This is a genomic window from Achromobacter sp. 46006 (assembly GCF_059761975.1).
Genome location: NZ_JCBANN010000003.1, coordinates 103,694 through 125,505, shown reverse-complemented (window position 1 = coordinate 125,505; position 21,812 = coordinate 103,694). Strand labels below are relative to the sequence as shown.

Annotated in this window: 24 protein-coding genes; 11 read left to right on the top strand and 13 right to left on the bottom strand. The window is 67.4% G+C overall.

Annotated features, from left to right (window positions below; translation table 11 throughout):
* Nucleotides 1-43: 43 nt before the first annotated feature.
* The 4 genes from AC6LKG_RS02940 to AC6LKG_RS02925 are packed head-to-tail and all read right to left on the bottom strand — an operon-like array spanning nucleotide 44 to nucleotide 2,419.
* The gene (locus tag AC6LKG_RS02940; protein ID WP_498162588.1) at nucleotides 44-559 is read right to left on the bottom strand and encodes a class IV adenylate cyclase; all 516 of its coding nucleotides are present in this window, start codon (nucleotides 557-559) and stop codon (nucleotides 44-46) included.
* Nucleotides 560-591: 32 nt separating this feature from the next.
* Entirely contained in the window at nucleotides 592-1,218 is a 627-nt protein-coding gene (locus tag AC6LKG_RS02935; protein ID WP_498162587.1) for an HAD hydrolase-like protein, read from the bottom strand.
* 20 nt (nucleotides 1,219-1,238) lie between these two features.
* Nucleotides 1,239-1,799: a hypothetical protein gene (locus tag AC6LKG_RS02930; RefSeq protein WP_498162585.1), complete on the bottom strand. Its 561-nt coding sequence runs from the start codon at nucleotides 1,797-1,799 to the stop codon at nucleotides 1,239-1,241.
* 17 nt (nucleotides 1,800-1,816) lie between these two features.
* Nucleotides 1,817-2,419, bottom strand: a complete 603-nt coding sequence (locus AC6LKG_RS02925) for an LOG family protein (protein ID WP_498162584.1) — start codon at nucleotides 2,417-2,419, stop codon at nucleotides 1,817-1,819.
* 227 nt (nucleotides 2,420-2,646) lie between these two features.
* On the opposite strand from AC6LKG_RS02925, the gene AC6LKG_RS02920 reads away from it, so the two are divergent.
* Complete coding sequence (locus AC6LKG_RS02920) at nucleotides 2,647-3,207, top strand: ferritin-like domain-containing protein (protein ID WP_498162582.1); 561 nt, start codon at nucleotides 2,647-2,649, stop codon at nucleotides 3,205-3,207.
* A gap of 8 nt (nucleotides 3,208-3,215) precedes the next feature.
* Here the strand turns inward: AC6LKG_RS02920 and AC6LKG_RS02915 are convergent, their stop codons facing one another.
* Complete coding sequence (locus AC6LKG_RS02915; protein ID WP_498162581.1) at nucleotides 3,216-3,599, bottom strand: winged helix-turn-helix transcriptional regulator; 384 nt, start codon at nucleotides 3,597-3,599, stop codon at nucleotides 3,216-3,218.
* Nucleotides 3,600-3,693: 94 nt separating this feature from the next.
* On the opposite strand from AC6LKG_RS02915, the gene AC6LKG_RS02910 reads away from it, so the two are divergent.
* The gene (locus AC6LKG_RS02910) at nucleotides 3,694-4,011 is read left to right on the top strand and encodes a DMT family transporter (protein ID WP_498162580.1); all 318 of its coding nucleotides are present in this window, start codon (nucleotides 3,694-3,696) and stop codon (nucleotides 4,009-4,011) included.
* 38 nt (nucleotides 4,012-4,049) lie between these two features.
* Here AC6LKG_RS02910 and rimO read toward each other — a convergent pair whose 3' ends face one another.
* The gene (gene rimO / locus AC6LKG_RS02905) at nucleotides 4,050-5,366 is read right to left on the bottom strand and encodes a 30S ribosomal protein S12 methylthiotransferase RimO (protein ID WP_498162579.1); all 1,317 of its coding nucleotides are present in this window, start codon (nucleotides 5,364-5,366) and stop codon (nucleotides 4,050-4,052) included.
* Between the two features lie 163 nt (nucleotides 5,367-5,529).
* Nucleotides 5,530-6,162 (bottom strand): LysE family translocator, encoded by a 633-nt coding sequence (locus AC6LKG_RS02900; RefSeq protein WP_498162577.1) that lies wholly within the window; start codon nucleotides 6,160-6,162, stop codon nucleotides 5,530-5,532.
* A 129-nt stretch (nucleotides 6,163-6,291) separates the two neighbouring features.
* Between AC6LKG_RS02900 and rsmB the strand changes: the two genes are divergently transcribed.
* From rsmB to AC6LKG_RS02865, 7 genes are all read left to right on the top strand, one after another.
* The gene (gene rsmB, locus AC6LKG_RS02895; RefSeq protein WP_498162576.1) at nucleotides 6,292-7,629 is read left to right on the top strand and encodes a 16S rRNA (cytosine(967)-C(5))-methyltransferase RsmB; all 1,338 of its coding nucleotides are present in this window, start codon (nucleotides 6,292-6,294) and stop codon (nucleotides 7,627-7,629) included.
* 37 nt (nucleotides 7,630-7,666) lie between these two features.
* Complete coding sequence (locus AC6LKG_RS02890; protein ID WP_498162574.1) at nucleotides 7,667-8,257, top strand: DUF4390 domain-containing protein; 591 nt, start codon at nucleotides 7,667-7,669, stop codon at nucleotides 8,255-8,257.
* A complete protein-coding gene (locus AC6LKG_RS02885; protein ID WP_498162573.1) occupies nucleotides 8,254-10,575 on the top strand; it encodes a sensor histidine kinase in 2,322 nt (773 codons plus the stop codon). Before AC6LKG_RS02890 ends, AC6LKG_RS02885 begins: the two co-directional genes overlap by 4 nt.
* Before the next feature lie 11 nt (nucleotides 10,576-10,586).
* Entirely contained in the window at nucleotides 10,587-11,276 is a 690-nt protein-coding gene (locus AC6LKG_RS02880; protein ID WP_498162572.1) for a response regulator, read from the top strand.
* Nucleotides 11,273-12,652, top strand: coding sequence for a Trk system potassium transporter TrkA (gene trkA / locus AC6LKG_RS02875; protein WP_498162570.1), 1,380 nt, complete (start codon nucleotides 11,273-11,275; stop codon nucleotides 12,650-12,652). The genes AC6LKG_RS02880 and trkA overlap by 4 nt, the downstream gene beginning before the upstream one ends.
* Nucleotides 12,653-12,704: 52 nt before the next feature.
* The gene (locus AC6LKG_RS02870) at nucleotides 12,705-14,174 is read left to right on the top strand and encodes a TrkH family potassium uptake protein (protein WP_498162568.1); all 1,470 of its coding nucleotides are present in this window, start codon (nucleotides 12,705-12,707) and stop codon (nucleotides 14,172-14,174) included.
* 375 nt (nucleotides 14,175-14,549) lie between these two features.
* Nucleotides 14,550-15,794 carry a YbdK family carboxylate-amine ligase gene (locus AC6LKG_RS02865; RefSeq protein ID WP_498162567.1) on the top strand — a complete coding sequence of 415 codons (1,245 nt, stop codon included), beginning with the start codon at nucleotides 14,550-14,552 and terminating at the stop codon, nucleotides 15,792-15,794.
* A 63-nt stretch (nucleotides 15,795-15,857) separates the two neighbouring features.
* Here AC6LKG_RS02865 and AC6LKG_RS02860 read toward each other — a convergent pair whose 3' ends face one another.
* A complete protein-coding gene (locus AC6LKG_RS02860; RefSeq protein WP_498162565.1) occupies nucleotides 15,858-16,790 on the bottom strand; it encodes a methyltransferase domain-containing protein in 933 nt (310 codons plus the stop codon).
* Between the two features lie 219 nt (nucleotides 16,791-17,009).
* Between AC6LKG_RS02860 and AC6LKG_RS02855 the strand changes: the two genes are divergently transcribed.
* Both AC6LKG_RS02855 and AC6LKG_RS02850 read left to right on the top strand, forming a co-directional pair.
* Nucleotides 17,010-17,603, top strand: coding sequence for a ComF family protein (locus AC6LKG_RS02855; RefSeq protein ID WP_498162564.1), 594 nt, complete (start codon nucleotides 17,010-17,012; stop codon nucleotides 17,601-17,603).
* A gap of 120 nt (nucleotides 17,604-17,723) precedes the next feature.
* On the top strand, nucleotides 17,724-18,194 hold the full coding sequence (locus AC6LKG_RS02850; RefSeq protein WP_498162563.1) for a tRNA (cytidine(34)-2'-O)-methyltransferase: 471 nt from the start codon (nucleotides 17,724-17,726) through the stop codon (nucleotides 18,192-18,194).
* 77 nt (nucleotides 18,195-18,271) lie between these two features.
* On the opposite strand, the gene AC6LKG_RS02845 is transcribed toward AC6LKG_RS02850, so the two are convergent.
* The 5 genes from AC6LKG_RS02845 to AC6LKG_RS02825 form a co-directional block, all read right to left on the bottom strand.
* Complete coding sequence (locus AC6LKG_RS02845; protein ID WP_498162562.1) at nucleotides 18,272-19,267, bottom strand: Bug family tripartite tricarboxylate transporter substrate binding protein; 996 nt, start codon at nucleotides 19,265-19,267, stop codon at nucleotides 18,272-18,274.
* Nucleotides 19,268-19,332: 65 nt separating this feature from the next.
* On the bottom strand, nucleotides 19,333-20,382 hold the full coding sequence (locus AC6LKG_RS02840) for an NAD(P)H-dependent glycerol-3-phosphate dehydrogenase (RefSeq protein ID WP_498162560.1): 1,050 nt from the start codon (nucleotides 20,380-20,382) through the stop codon (nucleotides 19,333-19,335).
* Between the two features lie 18 nt (nucleotides 20,383-20,400).
* On the bottom strand, nucleotides 20,401-20,934 hold the full coding sequence (gene secB / locus AC6LKG_RS02835; RefSeq protein WP_498162559.1) for a protein-export chaperone SecB: 534 nt from the start codon (nucleotides 20,932-20,934) through the stop codon (nucleotides 20,401-20,403).
* 61 nt (nucleotides 20,935-20,995) lie between these two features.
* The gene (grxC, locus tag AC6LKG_RS02830) at nucleotides 20,996-21,253 is read right to left on the bottom strand and encodes a glutaredoxin 3 (protein WP_068950383.1); all 258 of its coding nucleotides are present in this window, start codon (nucleotides 21,251-21,253) and stop codon (nucleotides 20,996-20,998) included.
* A gap of 49 nt (nucleotides 21,254-21,302) precedes the next feature.
* Nucleotides 21,303-21,725, bottom strand: a complete 423-nt coding sequence (locus AC6LKG_RS02825) for a rhodanese-like domain-containing protein (protein ID WP_498162557.1) — start codon at nucleotides 21,723-21,725, stop codon at nucleotides 21,303-21,305.
* Nucleotides 21,726-21,812 lie beyond the last annotated feature (87 nt).

The window sequence follows — 21,812 nt, the reverse complement described above, 5'->3', positions numbered from 1 at the left end:
CAATGCGGCAACGGGCCCCGCTACGATGGCGGACGGCCCGTTTTCAAGGGCGTTGGGCCAGCAGGTCCAGGTAGGCGCCCGACTGCAACTGGTCTGGCGCGACCTGCAGGCTGGCCAGTAGTTCGTGGGCCTCGGCCACGCCGGCCTCGACGCTTTCGCCGTCGCGCAGCACTACTTCCAGTTCCAGGAATTCCCCCAGCCCTTCGACCCGGTCCAGGTGGATGCGGGTGCGCCCAGCCATGAACAGTGTCCGTTGCTTGCGCACGCGGCCGATCACGCCGTGGGCCAGCGCCAGCACTTCGCGCAGGGTGTCGGGCGAGGCGGTGGGCGAGATGAGGTAGAAGCTTTCCTTGGGGCCGGTCGCGTCGGCGCGGCGGTAGAAGATCAGCTCGCCGGTGCCGTTACCGAAGTCGCGCAGTTTGAGGCGGCCGTTGGCGCAGGTGAAGAACGTGTCGTCCTGGGCGATGCGCACCGGCGCAGCGCCCGACAGCGCCGCCGCCAGGGGTTCGAGGGCCGCCAGGCTGGCGATCCGGGCCTTGATTTCGACGTTGCGTGCCATCCGGTGTCCTTGTCGTGGTGCCGCGCCGCGGCTCAGGCCAGCACGGCGGGCAGGTCGGCGACCTGCATGATCAATTCGTCGGGACCGCGCTCGCGCAGCGCATCCACGTGGTTGTAGCCCCAGGCCACCGAGCCGACCCGTACGCCGGCCTTGCGGGCCGCGTCGATGTCGCGCATTTCGTCGCCGATCAGCAGGAAGCGCTCCGCAGGCGTGTCATGACGCTGCAGCAGCCGCTCGATCTTGGCGGCCTTGCCGAACAGGTCGGTGCCGCATTCGTAGTCGTCGAACAATGCGGCGGTTTCCGGCCCGAGCACGCGCTGCACGTTTTCCAGCGAATTGGAACTGACCACGGCCAGGCGCAGGCCGCCTGCCTTCATGCGCGCCAGCGCCTGCGGAATGCCGTCGAACATATGGACGCCGGGATCGATTTCCTGCATCAACGTGCGCACGTGCGTCAGGATGGCGGGCAGCTTCCATAGCGGGATGCCCAGGAATTTCAGGATTTCGGTGGCGTCCCGGTGGCGCAATTGCTCGCGCTCGGCGGCGTCGATCTTGCGGAAACCGTACTTGTCCGCGACCGTGTTGAGGATGGAATTGAACCAAGGCATCGTGTCGGCCAGGGTTCCGTCGAAGTCGAAGGCTGCGATGTCGTATTTCAAGTAAACAGTCCGATGCCGGGCTACATGGGGTGAAGCAGATACTGCACCACCGGCGCCAGGTCTTCAAGCGGTGGCGCGCCGGCAACGACGCGCTGCGCGCTGGTCCAGGGGTAATCCAGCGCCAGCAGCCAGCCGAAGACGGCGTCGGTGTCGCGGGCCGGCAGCGTCACCATGGTCTCGATGGTGATGGTCAGGTGCGTGGCGCGGTAGGGGTCGGGCTGGAATGTCCAGTCATAACGGCCGCAGCCCACGCGCACGTTGCCCGTGGCCTTTTCGGTCATGCCGACGATCCAGTCACAGGAATAGTCGGACAGGTGCGCGCCGGCCTCAGGGCGCGACAGGTAGAACGTGTAGACGTTGTCGTAGGTCTGGCCGAACTTGCGCACCAGCGTGTCGGTGATGGCGGCCAGGCCGTGGGACTCGGGCGGGAACGCGATGGCCTGCGTGCGCAGCGCCATCTTCAGCACCGCTTGCGGCGCGAAGGCGCGCGCCATGTAGTGCGGGCGGTTTTCGTCCTTGGCGTGAAAGTAATCGCGCAATACGGATTCGGTGCTGGCGGGAGACGACGAACCGGAGGTCATTGCGGGTTCCTTGGGGGTTAGGGGGCGCGGTGCTCGGGCTTGACCGGCTCGAACCACTTGGAGACGTTGGGGGGCTCGTAGATGGCGTAGCGGTCCAGCAGTGTGGCGGGATCGCTTTCGACCACCAGCATGTCGCGGTGCTGGGGGCGCATGAAGGCTTCCTCGACGGCGTGGTCGACGAACTGCATCAGCGTGTCGTAGTAGCCGGCGATGTTGAGCAGTCCGCACGGCTTGCTGTGCATGTTGAGTTGGGCCCAGGTCCAGACCTCGAAGAATTCCTCTAGCGTGCCGGCGCCGCCAGGCAGCGCGATGAAGCCGTCGGCCTTTTCCATCATCATGGCCTTGCGCTCGTGCATGCTTTGCACCAGGTGCAGTTCGGTCAGGCCGCGATGGGCCTGTTCCTTTTTCTGCAGCAGTTCCGGGATCACGCCGATCACGCGGCCGCCGCCGGCCAGCACCTCATTGGCGATCACGCCCATGATGCCGACAACCGAGCCGCCGTAGACCAGGCCGAGGTCGCGCTTGACGAGTTCACGGGCCAGCACGCGGGCCTGTTCCAGGTATTCGGGGCGAGCGCCGGGATTGGAGCCGCAATACACACAGATGTTCTTCAGGGTCATATGAAGCTGCTTATAGCCGGGCCCGTTACAGATTGCGTCACGGGCTTTTCGGGAAGCCGATAGTTTACGAGAAGCGCCGGGCGTGTTTTTCGAGACCCCGGCGGGGCCGATCCGGCTGCCGGGGCAATGTTTGGACACAGCATCTTTTCCCATGGTCGGTAGACTGGGGCGTTCGGAACGACTGGAAGTCCAGCGTCGTATTGCCAACCTTACAAGGAGCTAACGATATGGAAAAAACGACCCGTAACCGCGAACAGGCGAGCCGCCCCTTCGACATGGATGTGAAGGCAATCCGCGCCAAGGCGCGCCAGGACATCGAGTCCGGCGCCGTCACCGATACCTACCGCGCCGACCGCCAGACCGTGCTCAAACTGCTGAACGAAGCGCTGGCCACCGAGATCGTCTGTGTGCTGCGCTACAAGCGCCACTTCTTCATGGCCCGCGGCCTGAACGCCGAGCCGGTGGCGGCGGAGTTCGCCGAGCACGCCACCCAGGAACAGGACCACGCCGACAAGCTGGCCGAGCGCATCGTGCAGTTGGGCGGCGAGCCCAACCTGTCGCCCAAGGGCCTGCTGGAGCGCAGCCATTCCGAGTACATCGAAGGCGCCACGCTCGAGGAAATGATCAAGGAAAACCTGATCGCCGAGCGCATCGCCATCGACAGCTACCGGCAGATGATCGACTACATCGGCGAGCAGGATTCGACCACCCGCCGCCTGCTGGAAGAGATCCTGGCGGTCGAGGAAGAGCACGCCGACGATATGTCCGATTTCCTGGCCAAGCACTGAGCCAGACGTCAGCGGCGGGCGGCGGCCGCGTCATGGCGCCGCGCCGCCGCATCCAGTTGCGCATGGTGCCGTTCGGCCCAGCGATCCAGGGCCACCAGCGCCACGTTCAACGATTTCCCCAGATCCGTCAGGTGATAGCGCACGTGCGGCGGCACGGTGCGCATGTCCTCGCGCCGCACCAGGCCGTGGCGTTCCAGGTCGCGCAGCGTCTGCGTCATCATCTTCTGTGAAATGCCATCGAGCCTGCGCAGCAGCTCGCTGTTGCGCAGCGGGCCGCGCGCCAGTGCCGGCAGGACCAGCGGCACCCACTTGCCGGAGATCAGCTCGAGCGCGCGGCGCGACGGGCAGGCGGCGTCGAAGACATCGCCGGGGGAAGCGGGAGAACCAGCCATGTCAGGCCCTCATGGTTACCAAAAGGTGCGTACTTGTGCCTGGGTAACTATAGGCCCTAAGCTGGCCGCATTCCAATCTCGAAGGGAGGCCGCGATGGCCTGGTGGATCCTGTTGGCCGCAAGCGCGGTGGAGATCGTGATGGCGCTGGCCTTGAAGTACGCGGACGGCTGGACCCGCTTCTGGCCCAGCGCCATTGGCATTGCCGCGGCGTTGGGCAGCATCTTCCTGCTGACGCTGGCGATGCGGCACTTGCCCGCCGGCACCGCCTACGCGGTGTGGACGGGCATCGGTTCGGTGGGCATCGCGGTGCTGGGGATCGTGCTGTTCGGCGATTCGCCGTCCGTTGCGCGGCTGGCATGCATCGCGTTGATCGTGGGCGGCGTGGCGGGGCTGAAACTGCTGGAGGCCTGAATGCAACCGGCGGCGGGCGCCGCCGGCGCGTGGAAGGTTCAGACCGTGTCGGCCCAGAGGTCGTACTCGTCGGATTCGGTGACGCGGGCGCGCACCAGGTCGCCGGCCTTGAGCTGGCGGTCCGAGCTGACGTAGACGCAACCGTCGATTTCCGGCGCATCGCCGGCGCTGCGGCCCACGGCGCCGTCTTCATCCACTTCGTCGATCAGCACCTCGATCTCGCGGCCGACCTTTTGCGCCAGGCGCGCGGTCGAGATCGACTGCTGCAGTTCCATGAAGCGTTCCCAGCGTTCCTGCTTGATCTCATCCGGCACCGGATTGTCGAGCAGGTTGGCGGGCGCGCCTTCGACCGGGGAATACTGGAAACAGCCAACGCGGTCGAGCTGCGCTTCCTGCATCCAGTCCAGCAGGTACTGGAAGTCTTCCTCGGTCTCGCCGGGGAAGCCGACGATGAAGGTCGAGCGGATGGTCAGGTCGGGGCAGATCTCGCGCCACTTCTTGATGCGCGCCAGTGTCTTGTCCTCGAATGCCGGACGCTTCATGGCCTTGAGGATGCGCGGGCTGGCGTGCTGGAACGGGATGTCCAGGTAGGGCAGGATCTTGCCCTCGGCCATCAGCGGAATCACTTCGTCCACGTGCGGATACGGATACACGTAATGCAGGCGCGTCCAGACACCCATTTCGGACAAGGCGGTACAGAGCTCGGTCATGCGGGTGCGCACCGGGCGGCCGTTCCAGAAGCCGCTGCGGTACTTGACGTCGACGCCGTAGGCGCTGGTGTCCTGTGAGATCACCAGCAGTTCCTTGACGCCGGCCTTGACCAGGCGCTCTGCCTCGCTGAGCACGTCGCCCACCGGGCGGCTGACCAGGTCGCCGCGCATCGACGGGATGATGCAGAAGCTGCAGCGGTGATTGCAGCCTTCCGAGATCTTCAGGTAGGCGTAGTGGCGCGGAGTCAGCTTGACGCCCTGCGGCGGCACCAGGTCCAGGTAGGGATTGTGGTCCTTCTTGGGCGGCGCGGCGTCATGCACGGCGCGCACCACTTCCTCGTACTGCTGCGGGCCGGTCACGGCCAGCACGCTGGGATGCACGTTGCGGATCACCGATTCCTCGACGCCCATGCAGCCGGTGACGATGACCTTGCCGTTCTCGGCCAGCGCTTCGCCGATGGCTTCCAGCGACTCGGCCTTGGCGCTGTCGATGAAACCACAGGTGTTGACCACCACGACGTCGGCGTCGTTGTACTCGGGCGTGACTTGATAGCCTTCGGTGCGCAGTTGGGTCAGGATGCGTTCGGAGTCGACCAGGGCTTTGGGACAGCCCAGGCTGACAAAGCCGACTTTGGGGGAAGACATGGAATACCTCGGTGGGCGCGAGCCGGCGCCAATGATCAAATACTGCGCAATTCTAGCGCGGCAGGGCGGGGGGCCGATATTTTAGCGGGTCGCCGGGTCGGGCCGCTGGATGTTGTGTGTCCCCAATATTTCCAGCGCCATCCGGCGCGCATGCCGCGCGAGTTCAGGCGCCGCCGCGGCGGTACAGCGCCAGGGTGCCGGCCAGTCCGATCATGAGCGAGCCGCAGACCCGGTTCAGCCAGCGCAGGCCGGAACCGCGGAAGGCGCGCACCAGTTGCGCCCCCAGGGTGGCGTAAGCCAGCATGGTGGCGATGTTCATCAGCGCCAGCACGGCGGCCACGATGGCGTATTGCGGCAGCAGGGGGGCCTGGGTGTTGATGAATTGCGGCAGGAAGGCCGACATGAACAGCAGCGCCTTCGGATTGGTCAGCGCCACCACGAAGCTGCGCAGGCCCAGCCGGACCCCCTTGGGGCGGCTGGCGCCAGACTCGGCCGCCGGCAGCACCAGGGCCGCGTCCGACCGCAGCATCTTCCAGCCCAGGTAGGCCAGATATGCCGCGCCCGCCCATTTGATGGCGTGAAAAGCGATCTCCGAGGCGGCCAGCACCACGCCCAGGCCGGAGGCGACCGCACCCACCAGGATGAAATCCGCCAATACCGCGCCACCCATGCCCCAGCAGGCGGTACGTACGCCGTGGCGCCAGCCGTTGCTCATGGCGAGCAGCACGGTGGGGCCGGGCGTCACGATGGCGACGGCCGAGGCCAGGATGAACAGCAGCAGTGTGGCGGTGGACATGGCGGGCTCCGTGGCAAGCGGCCAGTGTGACGCGCCCGTTCCGGTTCGTCCAGCATTGGGCGCGGCCGCCGCCGGGGCAGGCGGGCCGCGCCGGGCTACCATAGCGGTCTTATCCTCTGATCTGTTGCCATGTCCACGCGTTCCGACCCCCCTCATCTGGCCCCGCCGCTGTCCGCCATTCTGCTCTCCAGCGCGGAGGTGGTGCAGGACGTCCTGGACGGCCGCTCGCTGACCGAGGCGCTGGCCGACGTCGACGGCGGGCTGCGTCCCGCCACGCAGGCGGTGTCGTTTCACGCCATGCGCTACCTGGGTTGGGCCGATGCGGTCGGCCGCGAGCTGGTGCAGCGGTATCCGAATGTGCTGTTCGAATCGCTGCTGCTGGTATCGCTGACGTTGCTCAAGGCCGAGGGCGAGGCCGCCGCGGCGCTGCCCGGCATGCCGGTATACGCACCGCATACGGTGGTGGACCAGGCCGTCACGGCGGCGGCCCGGAGCCGCAGCCTGGCGTCGTTCAAGGGCCTGCTCAATGCCTGCCTGCGCCGCTTCCTGCGTGAACGGACGATCCTTGACGCCGCGGTGGCCGACAGCCCGGAGGCGGAATGGAACCACCCTGGTTGGTGGGTCAAGCAATTGCGCGTGGCTTATCCGCGGCAATGGCAGGATGTGCTGCGGGCGGCCAATGTGCCGGCGCCGCTGACGCTGCGCGTCAATCGCCGCCGCGCCAGCCGCGAGCAGGTGCTGGCCGCGTTCCATGACGCCGGCCTGGCGGCCGAAGCCGTGGGCGCGGCTGGTCTGGTGCTGGCCACGCCCCGTCCGGTGACCCAGTTGCCGGGCTTCGCCGAGGGCTGGTGGTCGGTGCAGGACGCTGGCGCCCAGTTGGCCGCCGAGCTGCTGGCGCCCAAAGACGGCATGCGCGTGCTGGACGCCTGCGCCGCGCCCGGCGGCAAGACCGCCCACCTGCTGGAACTGGCCGATATCGACCTGCTGGCGCTGGATGCCGACGCTGACCGCCTGGCCCGCGTCGGCCAGAACCTGGACCGGCTCGGCCTGGCCGGCGAGCAGGTGCGCCTGCGCGCCGCCGACGCCGCCGACCTGGATGCGTGGTGGGATGGCCAGCCGTTCGATGCGGTGTTGGCGGACGTGCCATGCACCGCATCGGGCATCGTGCGCCGCCATCCCGACATCCGCTGGCTGCGCCGCGAAAACGACCTGCGTCGCACCGCGGCGCTGCAGGCCCGCATCCTGGACGCCCTCTGGCGCACGGTGGCGCCCGGCGGCCGCCTGCTGTATGTCACCTGCTCGGTCTTCCCGATCGAAGGCACGCGCCAGGCGCTCGAGTTCCTGCAGCGCCACCCCGAGGCCACGCGGCTGGACGCGCCAGGCCAGTTGCTGCCAGTTGCGGTCGATGCAACACCCGCGGCACAACACGACGGGTTTTTCTACGCCTTGTTTGCCAAGCAGTCCTGAATCGCCAAGAATAGGGGCAAGACGGTTTCGGTGTCGTATGTCCATCATTTCACGCTTATTTCTGGGGTTATTGTTCGCATCCGCCGCGCTGTCTTTGGCGCCGGCCGGTCAGGCGCACGGGTCCGAGCCGAAGGTGGTGCGCGTCGAACCGGTCGTGCGTGGCGACAAGCTTGAAATCGACGCCGACATCGAATTCGAACTGAACCAGCAATTGCGCGATGCCGCCCAGCGCGGCGTGCCGCTGTATTTCACGGCCGACCTGACCATCACCCGCGAACGCTGGTGGTGGTTCGACAAGTCGCTGGTGGACACTTCCCGCACCTGGCGGGTGATCTACAACGCATTGACCCGCCAGTGGCGTGCCGGCGTCGGCGAGCTGACGTTCCCGGTGGCATCGCTGGACGACGCCATGAGCGTCATCCGCCATGTCCGCAACTGGCAGGTGGCGGATGCCGATGATTTCGACGAGGGCGTGGTGTATGGCGGCCAGTTCCGGCTGCGGCTGGACACGTCGTTGCTGCCCCGGCCGTTCCAGGTCAACGCCCTGAACAGCAGTTCGTGGATTCAGGGCACCCCCTGGACCGATTTCTCGTTCTCGCTGGGTGACAAGGAGAAAGACCCCTCATGAGGCTGTTGCTTCGGCTGGCCTTGGTGGTTGGCGCCGTGAGCGGCCTGGCGTTGCTGGGCCTGCTGGCGTGGTCTACCGGCAATGCCTCGCGCTTTGCGCGCTACTACGACATCTTGCTGGTTCTTAACGGTATTTTCGCGCTGGCGCTGTTCGTCTGGGTGGTGGCCCTGACGGTGCGCCTGGCGCGGCAGATTCGCCGCCGGCAATTCGGCGCCCGGCTCACCGCCAGGTTCTCGCTGGCGTTCGCCCTGATCGGCGTGGTGCCCGGCGCCTTGATCTACACCGTCTCGGTGCAGTTCATGTCGCGCTCGATCGAATCCTGGTTCAACGTGCGGGTCGACAGCGCGCTGGAGGCCGGCCTGAACCTGGGCCGTGCCGCGCTCGATTCGCAACTGGCCGACCTGGATGCGCGGGCCCGCTCGATGGCCGCCGAGCTGAATCGCAATTCCGACACCGGCGTGACACTCGCGCTGACCCGCTTGCGCGAAGCCAACGGCGTGCAGGAAGCCATGGTCTTCACCGGCAGCGGCCGCATGGTGGCATTTTCCACCAGCCAGTACGGCCAACTGCTGCCGGCCATGCCGCCGTCCACCGTGATGAACCAACTGCGTCTGTCGCGTGGCTATTCGGCCGCCGAGGCCGACGACCCCGTCAAGCCAGGGATGGACGGCGGGCTGCATCTGCGGGTGGTGATTCCCCTGACCGGCCCGGACCGCTATGACAACCTGCTGGGGGCGGCTTCCGAGCCGCGCTGGCTGCAATTGCTGCAGCCGGTGCCGGAGCAGATCGCGCACAACGCCAACCTGGTGCAGCAGGGCTTTCGCGACTACCAGGAGCTGGCGCTGTCGCGGCTGGGCCTGCGCAAGCTTTACGGCATCACGCTGACCCTGGCGCTGCTGCTGGCCGCGTTCGGCGCCATTGCCGTGGCGTTGTCGTTGTCCAAGCGGCTGGTGCGGCCATTGCTCAGCCTGGCCGGCGGCACCCAGGCCGTGGGCGTGGGCGACTACCGGCCGCTGCCGGAGCCTCCGGAACGCGACGAGGTTGGCCAGCTCACCCGTTCTTTCAACGCCATGACGCGCCAGCTCGACGAGGCCCGTCGCATGGTCGAGAGCAACCGCCAACAGCTTGAACGCTCCAACGTCTATCTGGAGAGCGTGCTGTCGAACCTGTCCTCGGGGGTGCTGGTGTTCGACGAGGCGTTCCGCGTCACCACCGTCAACCAGGGCGCGCAGACCATCCTGCAGGCCGATCTGCGCTCGGTGATCGGGCGGCCGCTGGAAACCGTGGATGGCATGCTCGAGTTCGCCAATATCGTGCGGCAGGCGTTTTCCACCCACGCGGCGGTGGGCTCCGAGCGCCAGCACTGGCAGCAGCAGTTCGAGATCGCGCCCAAGCAGGGCGATACACCCAACGGGCCGCAGCCGCTGACGCTGCTGGCGCGCGGCACGCACCTGCGGGTCGACGGCCGTGGCAACGGCTACCTGGTGGTGTTCGACGACATCACCGAGGTCATTTCGGCCAACCGCACGGTGGCCTGGGGCGAGGTCGCGCGCCGCCTCGCCCACGAAATCAAGAACCCGCTGACGCCGATCCAGCTATCCGCCGAGCGCCTGGCGATGAAGCTGGAAGGCAAGCTGCCGCCGGCCGAGGCGCAGATCGTCGAACGCTCCACCAACACCATCGTCAACCAGGTGGCCTCGCTCAAGCAGATGGTGGACGATTTCCGTGAATACGCCCGCACCCCGCCTGCGGTGATGCAGCGCATCGACTTCAATGCACTGGTGGCCGATGTGCTGTCGCTGTACGGGTGGGAGCCGGATGGGGGCGTCTCGGTGCGCTCGGCGTCCGGCCAGGCGCTGAATCTGGACGTCAACCTGGGCGCGGGCCTGCCTGCCATCGAGGGCGATCCGACCCAGTTGCGGCAGGTGATCCACAACCTGTTGTCCAATGCCCGCGACGCGATTGCCGAACAGGGCGGCAATGGCCGGGTTAGCGTCACGACCCAACTGATGCGCAGCGAGCAGCCCGATCGGGCCGACCAGCAGGCGCTGCGTTTCACGGTCGCCGATACGGGCCCGGGCTTCCCGCCACAGGTCATGCAGCGCGCCTTCGAGCCCTACGTCACCACCAAGTCCCACGGGACTGGGTTAGGATTGGCAATCGTACGCAAGATAGTGGAAGAGCACGGCGGTCGGATCGACCTTGCCAATCGCAAGGAAGGGGGCGCGCGGATTTCCATCTTGTTGACCCGGCTTGCGCCCGGGGCCGATACTATGGACGCGACCGCGCAAGAAAAGGATAATGCGGCTACGCAATAGGTGGATGCTTTATGGCCAGAATTCTGGTGGTTGACGACGAAGTCGGTATTCGCGAGCTTTTGTCGGAAATCCTTTACGACGAAGGGCACACGGTCGAATTGGCCGAAAACGCGGCGCAGGCGCGCGCCGCGCGCCTGCGCATGCGTCCCGATCTGGTGCTGCTGGACATCTGGATGCCGGACACCGATGGCGTCAGCCTGCTCAAGGAATGGGGCTCGCAGGGTTTGCTCGACATGCCCGTGATCATGATGAGCGGCCACGCCACCATCGACACGGCGGTCGAGGCCACCCGCATCGGCGCCATGGATTTCCTCGAAAAGCCGATCACGCTGCAACGCCTGCTCAAGACCGTGGCCGCCGGCCTGGCCCGAGGCCGGGTGCCGCATCCGGTGCCCGTGGCGGCGCCGGCGGCGGCCAGCACCGTCGTGGCCCTCGAAGACGAGCTCGACCCGCCGGCGCTGTCGGCCGCGCCCGCCAACGAGATTCCCGTCAGCGCCAACGGCCAGTTGGGCAGCATTTCGCTGGACCAGCCGCTGCGCGAGGCGCGTGACGAATTCGAGCGCATCTATTTCGAATATCATCTGGTCCGCGAAAGCCACAGCATGACGCGGGTATCCGAGCGCACCGGCCTTGAGCGTACCCATCTCTATCGCAAGCTCAAGCAATTGGGCATCGAATCCGCGCGCAAGCGAGGCGCATGAAGATCCTGATCATCGGCGCTGGTCGTGTCGGCACCAGCGTGGCTGAAAACCTGGTGTCCGAGCAGAACGACATCACCGTGATCGATTCCGATCCCTCCCAACTGCAATACCTGCAAGAACACTTCGACCTGCGCGTCGTCCATGGCGACGGGTCCCAGGTCTCGGTGCTGGAAGCCGCTGGGGCGGCCGACACCGACCTGCTGATCGCCTGCGCCGCGTCCGACGCCGCCAACATGGTGGCCTGCAAGATCGCCCGCCAGTTGTTCAACATTCCGCGCCGCATCGCCCGCATCCGTTCAGTCGAGTTCTCCGAATACCCGGAGCTGATGAGCGAAGAAGGCTTCTGCGTCGACGCCATCATCAGCCCCGAGCGCAGCGTCACCACCTACCTGCACAGCCTGATCGAATTCCCCGAAGCCTTGCAGGTGGTCGAATTCGCCGAGGGCCGGGTCAGCGTGGTGACCGTGAGGGTGGGGCATGGCAGCCCCATGGCGCACCATCCCGTCGACAAGCTGCGCGAAGTCTGGCCCGATGTCACCGCCCGTGTGATCGACGTGCTGCGCGGCGGGCGGCCGCTGCGGGCCGGAGCCGGCACCGTGATCGCGCCCGGCGACGAAGCGGTGCTGGTGGTGGACACGCGCCACGCGCGTCGCGCCGTGCGGCAACTGCGCGAAGCCGAAAAGGCCGTGCGCCGTGTGATGATCGCCGGCGGCGGCAACATCGGCCTGCGGCTGGCGCGGGCGCTGGCCGAGGAAAACTACAGCGTGCGCATCATCGAACGCGACCTCAAACGCTGCGAATACCTGGCCACGCAGTTGCCGGACAGTGTGCTGGTGCTGCACGGCAGCGGCACCGACGAGGCGCTGCTGGAACGCGAGAACATCGAGGACATGGACACCTGGCTGGCCCTGACCAGCGACGACGAGGACAACATCATGTCGTCGCTGCTGGCCAAGCGGCTGGGCGCCCGCAAGGTGATCGCGCTGATCAACCGCCAGGCCTATGGCGAGCTGATGCAGGGCAGCCATATCGACATCGCGGTGTCGCCGTCGCAGGCCACCATGAGCGAACTGCTGCGCCATGTGCGCCGGGGCGACGTGGCGGCCGTGCACCGGCTGCGCCAGGGCGTGGCCGAGGCCCTGGAGGCCATCGCCCATGGCGACCGCTCCACCTCCAAGGTGGTGGGCCGCAAGGTCGGCGAGATCAGCCTGCCCAAGGGCGCCAGCATCGGCGCCCTGGTGCGCGAGGACGAAATCATCCTGCCCGATGCCGATACCGTGATCGAAACGGACGACCACGTCATCGTCTTCGTGCCCTCGCGCAAGCAGATGCCGCGCGTGGAAAAGCTGTTCCAAGTGTCGGCGTCGTTCTTCTGATGAACCCGCGCTTCCAGCATCCCGACGGACCGGCGGCGGCCGGGGAGGCCGCATGAAGCGCGTCCTGGCGACCCTGCATATCCTGGGGCTGACCATGGTGATGTTCGCCCTCACCATGCTGATTCCGCTGGGCGTGGCCTATGCCGGCGGCGACGCGGCGCGCAGCGCTTTCCTGCATGGCTTCCTGCTGTCCATCGGCATCGGCGTCGCCCTGGCGGCGCTGACGCGGCGTGCCCGCAGCGAACTGCGCGCGCGCGACGGTTTCGTGCTGGTGTCGGCCGTGTGGGCCGGCCTGCCATTGCTGGCGGCGATTCCCCTGTTGCTCTATTTCCACCGTGCGGGCTTGCCGCTGTCGTTCACCAACGCCTATTTCGAAGCCATGTCCGGGCTGACGACCACGGGCGCCACCGTGCTGGCCAACCTGGACGCGCTGCCCCCCTCGATCAACCTGTGGCGCGCCACCCTGGTGTGGGTCGGCGGCATGGGCATCCTGGTGCTGGCGGTGGCCATTCTGCCGCTGCTGGGCGTGGGCGGCCACCAGGTGGTGCGGGCCGAGACGCCCGGCCCCATGAAGGACGAGCGCCTCACGCCGCGCATCGCCAGTACCGCCAAGGCGCTCTACGCGGTGTATTTCGCTTTTTCGATCCTGTGCTTCCTGGCATATCGCGCGGTCGGCCTGTCGTGGTTCGAGGCGTGGTGCCACATGGCCACGACCATGGGGCTGGGCGGGTTCTCGACCTGGGACGACGGCTTCGCGCATTTCGATTCGGTGGCGGTCGAGATGGTGGCCATGGTGTTCATGCTGATCGCCGGCATCAACTTCGCGACCCATTTCAATGCGCTGCGCCTGCGCAGCGCGCGCGCCTACCTGCAATGCCCGCAGGCCATTCCCTATCTGGTGATCGTGGTGGGGGTGGGGCTGGTGATTTCCGGCTTCCTGTTCGTCAAGGGGGTGTACCAGGACCCGTTGCAGGCATTGCGTTATGGCATGTTCAACACCATTTCCATGGGCACCACCACCGGCTACGCGAACACCGACTTCGCGCAATGGCCCTTGTTCGCGCCGTTGACCATGCTGTTGCTGTCCGGGTTCGCCACCTCGGCCGGCTCGACAGGAGGCGGGATCAAGATGATCCGCGCCATTTTGCTGGTCAAGCAGGCGCGCAACGAGCTGGTAACAATGTTGCATCCGCATGCGATCAGCCCGGTGCGTATCAACGGCCGTGCGGTCGAGACGCGGACCATGTCCTCGGTGCTGGCGTTCATGCTGATCTACGGGCTGTCCATCGCGGTCTTCACCAGCCTGCTGCTGTTATCGGGACTGGACCCGATAACGGCCTTTTCCGCCATATTCGCCAGCATCAACAATACCGGGCCCGGCCTGGGGCCGGTAGGCCCCATGGGCAACTTCGCGGTGTTGTCGGACTTCCAGATCTGGGTCTGCACCTTCGCCATGCTCATCGGCCGCCTTGAATTGCTGACGGTGCTGGTGCTTTTCACGCCCGCCTTCTGGCGCAAGTAACCGCGCTGCCAGCCCGCACGCCGGCGGCGCAGTGGCCGGGCAGGCGGCCCGCGGCGGCCGCCCGAATGCCCTGGGGAAAACCCGTGTCAGGGTTATCCCACCCATTGCCGGAATCCTTGTCCCGCTTGCACTTGCGTCCTTCGCGGGCCGCGAGGCCGCGCCGTGCCTACGTTGTGAGTGCTTGCTCACCTCGTGCCAGAGGGGAAAACCGATTGCGTCGGAATGTTGCGCACAAATGTCACGATTTTCAATCGTTTTGCCACAAACATGCGGCTATTATGCGTTCACAAGCTGCCGTCTAGTGCCCCCCGGGAAGTCGCCGGGCTTCAAGGTCGAACGGCGCACCCCCTCATCACATATCCGAAGGAGTCCGAGATGGAACAGATCCCGTTCATTTCGTCGGCCCCCAACACCCTGGGCATCGAACTCGAGTTGCAACTGATCGACCCCCGCAGTTTCGACCTGACCGCAGCCTCTGACGAGCTGCTGGCCCAACTGGCCAATCACCCCATCGCCGACCGCGTCAAACCGGAAATCACGCGGTCCATGATCGAACTGAATTCCTCGGTGCACGAGCACCCGATGGGCCTGCTGGCCGAGATGCGCGAGATGCGCGATGTCCTGGTCGAGGCGGCAGATGCCGTCGGCGTTTCGGTGGCGGGCGGCGGCGGTCATCCCTTCATGCGCTGGCAGGAGCGCTCCATCTCGGATACGCCGCGCTTCCAATACCTTGCCGAAATGTATGGTTACCTGGCGCGTCAATTTACGGTATTCGGCCAGCACATCCATCTGGGCGTGCGAAGCGGCGATGAAGCCATCAAATTGTTGCGTCGGCTGTCGCCCTATGTGCCGCACTTTATCGCGTTGTCGGCCTCCTCGCCGTATTGCGAGGGAGTCGATACCCTGTTCTCGTGCTCGCGCCTGAACGCGGTCAACAGTTTCCCGCTGGCCGGTCACATGCCGGCCGAGGTCAAGGACTGGTACCAGTTCGAGGCCCATCTGGCGCAGTTGCGCGCCTATGGCCTGGCCGAGAGCATCAAGGACCTGTACTGGGACATCCGCCCCAAGCCCGAATTCGGCACGGTGGAGATCCGCGTCTGCGATACCCCGCTGACCGTGGAACGGGCGTGCCAGATCGCGGCGTTCGCACAGGCGCTGTCGGTGCTGCTGATGCGCGAGGACGACCCCAGCGACAAGGCCTGGCTGTCCTATCGCAGCAATCATTTCCAGGCCTGCCGCTTCGGCCTGCAGGGCAGCTATGTCACTCCCGATGGCCAACGGCTGCGGCTGATGGATCACCTGCGTGCGCTGTTCCAGCGCCTGATGCCGGTGGCCGAGGAACTCGGCACGGGCGACATGATCGCGACGCTGCGCGACGACGCCATGCGCAGCGGCAACGACGCCCGCTGGCTGCGCAACCAGTTCCATCGCCTGCGCGATCTGCCGCTGGTGGTGGAGTCGATGTCGCACGCCTGGCGCGGTGAAACGCCCCAGGTGGCCGCGCCGGCCGAACCGACCGCGGTGTTGCGGCGGCGCATTCGCGCCACGTCAGAACCCATGCAACCCCTGTCGGCGGCCGAGCCTGGTGTGACGCCGGCCCTGCCCGAACGCCTGCACTGATCGTGGTCCCGTGCCCCGGCCCGGCATCCCGCGCAGGCGGGCCGGCGGCCGCGGCGAGGTGGATCAGGGCGTGTCGCGCTGGCGGCCACCGATGGCGCTGACCGACAGGCGGGTTTCCCCGGCGCTGCCGCGGTGCGTGGCGGCGCGCCAGGCATGGCCATAGGCCACTTCGATACTCAGGGCGATGACGCCATCGGGACGGCGCTGGGCTTCCAGCGCCGCGCACAGCCTGGCCCGCCAGTCGCGTCCCACCAGGCCGCCGCGGCGGCCGGCCGCGGGGTTGCCGCCCAGCGCGCGCACGTCCTGCAGCAGCTTTTCCGGGGTGCGATAGGTCAGGGTCAGGATTTCCTGGTCCATGACCGGATCGGCGAAGCCGTTTTCCACCAGCAGATCGCCAAAGTCGTGCATGTCGACGAAGGCCGGCGTGGCGGTGCGCAGGCCGGCATCGCCGAGCGCCTGGCGCAGCTCGCGCAGCGTGGCCGGCCCCAGACAGGAGAACATCGCCAACCCGCCCACCTTGAGGATGCGGCGCCATTCCGCCAGCACGGCGTGCGGCTCGCGGTGCCAGTGCAGGGCCAGGTTGGACCACACCAGTTCGTGCGATTCCGGCGCCAGGCCGGTGGCGGCCAGATCGGCGTTGACGAAGCCGGTGGCCGGGCCCCGACGCGCCAGCTTGCCGATCCAGGCGCCCAGGCCGGCGGGGGCGTGGCGCTTGCGGGCAATGTCCAGCAACGGTTCGCAATTGTCCAGACCGGTGTAGGCGGCCTCGGCATAGCGTTCGCGCAGCAGGGCCAGGTTGTCGCCGGCGCCACAGCCGGCGTCCAGCATGGCCTGCGGCTGCACGCGGATGTACTGTAGCCGGCCGAGCATGCGGCGGGCGACTTCGCCATACAGGAACTGGGCTTCCGCCAGATCGCCGCGGCGGGCGAATTGGCGCGGCACGTCGGCGGCGACGAGCGGGAGCGAGGGCGGGGTGGCGGGTGTTGGAAGGGACATTTCGGTCGCGCCCGGGCCGGTGCCATGGGCGGAACATGATTTCATGTGGGGATGGCCCACATTATTGCCGATCCCGGCCGGGGGCGCCGATTGTCCCTACAGGCATTGGGGCGGTGGCTGCAGGCCCGTGTCCCTTGCGACTGCCCGCTATGCGGTTCCCGTGTCGGCGGGGCCAGGTTGTGCGAGGGCTGCGAGATCGATCTTGCCGCCGCGTCGCAGGTGCCGCGAGGTCCGCGCTGCGAGCGCTGCGCCTTGCGGCTGGGGCCGGACGTCCTGCACTGCGCCAGTTGCCTGGCGCGGCCGCCAGCCTTCACCCGCACCGTCGCCGCCTTCGATTACGAAGCGCCCGCCGATACGCTGATCCGCCAGCTCAAGACCCAGTTGCGGCTGAGCGCGGCGCCCGTGTTGGGGCGGCTGCTGGCGCATGCGGTATGGAGCGATCCGCTGCCGCAAGCCAGGCTGCTGCTGGTGCCGGTGCCGGCCAGCCGCGCGTCGTTGCGTCGGCGGGGCCTGAACCCGGCGGCCGAGATCGCCCGCAGTCTGGCGGCGCACCTGGATTGGCCGCTGCAGCGCGGGGCTTTGCGGCGGCGGCGCGAAACGCCCCGGCAGACGACCCTGGGACGCCGTGCGCGGCAACAGGGCGCGCGCGGGGTATTCCTCTGCCAGGCCGATTTGTCGGGCTGCCACGTTGGCCTGGTCGATGATGTCATGACCACGGCCAGTACTGCGGATGCTGCGGCGCGCGCCCTGCTCGCCGCGGGCGCGGCCAGCGTGACGGTGCTGGTGGCGGCGCGCACGCCGCGCGCCGCATGACCCGCGGCACTGGCTCGCCCCGGCGCCCCCGCGTGCCGGGGCGGCCGGCCAAATCGGCGACAATCGCTGCTGCGCGGTCGTTCCCGGCCGCCCGTCCTTCAACGTCTTTCGGCCTGCGCCATGTTCCACGTCATCCTCGTCTGCCCGGAGATTCCGCCCAACACGGGCAATGCAATCCGCCTTTGCGCCAATACCGGCGCGCAATTGCACCTGGTGCGTCCCCTGGGGTTCGAACTGGACGATGCGCGCATGCGGCGGGCGGGCCTGGATTACCACGAGTGGCAGCCGGTGCGGGTGCACGATTCCTTGCCAGAGGCGTTGGCCGATACGGGCGCGACGCCGTCGCATATCTATGCCTTGACGACGCACGCGCAGCGCAGCGTGGGCGAGGTGCGCTTCGAGGCGGGGGATGTGTTCGTGTTCGGACGCGAGAGCGCCGGGTTATCGGACGAACATCATGCGATGTTCGCGCCGCAACAGCGGCTGCGGCTGCCAATGCGGGCGGGGCAGCGCAGCCTGAATTTGTCCAATGCCGTGGCGGTCACGGTTTTCGAGGCGTGGCGACAGCTGGGGTATGAGGGCGGCGTTTGAATCCCGGCGGGGCTGCCTGCCGCCGGCGGATCCGCCGTGGCGGGCCGCTTGAGGGCCTGCCCGCGCCGCCTGCGGCATCAGTCGAGCGACAGGTTGAGCTTCTGGATCACCTGGTCCCAGCGCGCTTTTTCGTCCTGGATGCGGACGGTCAGGGCTTCGGGCGTGGAGGGCGCGGGGGTGAAGTACTGCAGCGCCATCTGCTTGCGGACCGCGTCGCTGGTGATGATGCGGGTCAGTTCGCTGTTCAGGCGCTCGATGATCGGCATCGGCGTCTCGGCGGGCGCCAGGATGGCGTTCCAGGAGATGGCTTCGAAGTCGGGGTACCCCTGCGAGGCCATGGTGGGGATGCCGGGCAGGGTGTCGCTGGGCTGCAGGCTGGTCACGGCCAGCACCTTGACCTTGCCGTCGCGGGTCTGCGGCATGGCGATGGCGGGGACCATGAAGCCGGCCTGGATGTCGCCGCCGATGATGGCGCTGATGACTTGCGGGAAGCCGGCGTAGGGAATGTGCGCCATGTCGATGCCGGCGCGTTCCTTGAACATCTCCATGGCCAGGTGGGCCGAGCTGCCGGGGCCGACCGAGCCGTAGTTCAGGGAGCTGCCGTGTTCCTTCACCATGCGGACGAAGTCCTGCACCGAGTTCACGTTCTTCAGATTGCCGGGCACGGTCAGCACGTTGGGGCTGGTGCCCACCAGCGTCACCGGCGCCAGGTCGTGCAGCGGGTCATACCCCAGCGTCTTCTTGTAGAGCGTGGGGGCGGTGACCAGCGGGCCGTTGATCGTATAGAGCAGGGTGTAGCCATCGGGCTTGGCCTGGGCCACGATGCGGGTGCCGATATTGCCGCCGGCGCCCGGCTTGTTGTCGACGACGATAGGCTGGCCCAGCGCCTGCGACAGCGGTTCCGAGATGGTGCGCGCCAGGATGTCGGGCGAGGAGCCGGGCGGGAACGGCACCACCAGGTGGATGGGCCGGTCGGGCCAGTCGGCGTGGGCGGCGGCTGGCAGGATGGCTGCCAGGCTCAGGCACAGGCCGCGCAGCAGGCGGCCGACCCGGAACTTGCGGGTATGCGTCATGAAGGATGTCTCCTGGGTGTCGGGCGTGGTGTCGTTATGGGGATCGGAAGGGGGCGCGGACGGCTTCAGCCGTCGCTTGCGTGTTCGTCGCGGGCGTTGCGCGCCAGCAGCGCAGAGACGGCCGTCATGGGCGCCACACCTTCGAACAGCACGGCGCATACGGCCTCGGTGATGGGCAGCTCGACGTTGATGGCGCGGGCGCGGTCCAGCGCCGCGCGGGCGCAACGCACGCCCTCGGCGGTGACGCCGCTGGCCAGGATGTCGGCCAGCTTGCGGCCGGCGCCGATTTCCAGGCCGACGCGGCGATTGCGCGACAGTTCGCCGGTCGCGGTCAGCACCAGGTCGCCCAGGCCGGTCAGGCCGGCGAAGGTCTCGGCCCGCGCCCCGAGCGCAACGCCGAAACGGGTCATTTCGGCCAGGCCGCGGGTGATGAGCGCGGCGCGGGCATTGGTGCCCAGCGCCAGGCCGTCGCCGATGCCGCAGGCCACGGCGATGACATTCTTCAGGGCGCCTCCCACTTCGACGCCGGTCAGGTCGTCGCTCGCGTAGACGCGCAGAGCACCTCCGTGCAGGGCCAGGGTGGTGGCGGCGCGCAAGCCGGCATGGTCGCTGGCGACGGTCAGCGCCACCGGCAGGCCCTGGGCGACTTCGCGGGCGAACGAGGGCCCGGACAGCACGCCGCCGATGGCGCCGGGAAAGGCTTGGCGCACGATCTCGTGCGGCAGCCGCGCCGTATCGGTCTCAAAACCCTTGCAGGTCCAGACGATGGGGGTGTCCTGCAGGCCCAGGGCGGGCAGGCGGCGGGCAAGTTCGGCACAGGTGGCGGCCAGGCCGGCCACGGGCACGCCCAGGATGATCAGGCCGCCCGCGCCATCCTGCTTGAGGCTGCGCAGCGTTGCGTCCAGATCGGCGGAAAGGGTCAGGGCCTGCGGCAAGGCGATGCCGGGCAGATAGCGCGTGTTTTCGTGGCGGGCGGCCATGTCGGCGGCCTGCGCCGGATCGCGCGCCCAGAGTACGGTGGGGTGGCGGCGGCTCGCGGCCGCCGCCAGCGCGGTGCCCCAACTGCCCGCGCCCAGGACGGCGATGCGCAGGCCGGGTGCAATGGGCTGGTTCATGGGGCGTCGCGGTCTGCCTTACTGGCGGGTGGCGCTGGCGGGCAGGATGATGCCCGAGTCGCCGCCATTGCCGTTGGCGTTGCCTTGCTGTTGTTGCAGCTCGGCCAGGCGCTGCTCGTACAGGGCCTGGAAGTTGACTTCGGTCAGGTGCAGCGGCGGCATCGAGGTGCGGGTGATCGCATCGGCGATGTTGGCGCGCAGGTACGGGTACAGCATCGTCGGGCAGACGATGCCCAGCAGCGGGTCGAGCTGTTCTTCGGGAATGTTGGCGGCTTCGAAGATGCCGGCCTGGGTGCCTTCGACCAGGTACACGACCTTGTCGTTGACGCGGGTGGTGACGGTGACGGTGACCGTGGTCTCGAACACGGTTTCGGCCAGGCGCTGGCCGCCCACGGTGATGCTCACCTCAACCTGGGGGGCTTCTTGCTCCAGGAAGACGTGGGGCGCGTTCGGCATTTCCAGCGAAAGGTCTTTCAGGTAGACGCGCTGCAGATTGAACGAGGGCGCGTCGTTGCCGCCTTCTTGCTGGGTGTTTTGGTCTTGATCAGCCATGAGTGTTTCCGTTGGTGGGAGGGGCAAAAAGGGGCGGTCGGCCAGGCGTCATGCCGGGGCTTCAGCCGTTGAGCAGGGGCGCCAGGCCGCCGGAGCGGTCCAGCGCCATCAGGTCGTCGCAACCGCCGACATGGGTATCGCCGATGAAGATCTGCGGTACGGTGCGACGGCCGGTGCGCTCGATCATGCGGTCGCGCTGGCCGGGTTCACGGTCGATCTGGATGATTTCCAGGTCGGTCACGCCACGCTGCTCGAGCAGCGCCTTGGCGCGGGCGCAATAAGGACAATAGTCCTTGCTGTACATGACAACTTTGTTCATAGGCGCTCCAGGCGGATTCTATCGGTAGGTGGGGGCGCATCGCGCCGCTTCAACCCTTCTGGGTGACCGGCAGGCTGGCGGCCAGCCAGGCGCGCATGCCGCCTTCGAGCGGCACGGCGTCGGCAAACCCCTGCGCGCGCAGCTTGGCGGCGGCGCGGGCGGACTCGCGGCCATTGTCGCAAACCACGATCAGCGGCTTGTTCTTGGGCAGCGAGGTTGCCTTCTGTTCGAGGTCGGCGGCGGGCACGCTGCGGGCCTGGGCGATGTGACCGGCCTGGAACTGCTCGGCGGGGCGCACGTCGACCCATACGGCCTGGCGCTGGTTCACCATCTGGATGGCCTCGCCGGTGCTGACGGCCGATCCGGTGCGGCCCTTGCGCAGGGCGGGGATTGCCAGCATGACCCCGGATACGATGGTTACGGCGACAATGAAGATGTTGTTCTTATCGAGCAAAAATTGCAGAAGGTCCACGGGGCATCCTGAAGAGCGGCGTCTAGCCTGGTAACGGCGAAGCCTCAAGCGCCACGCCGGGAAATCGACGGGTGCGCCGGGGCAAAA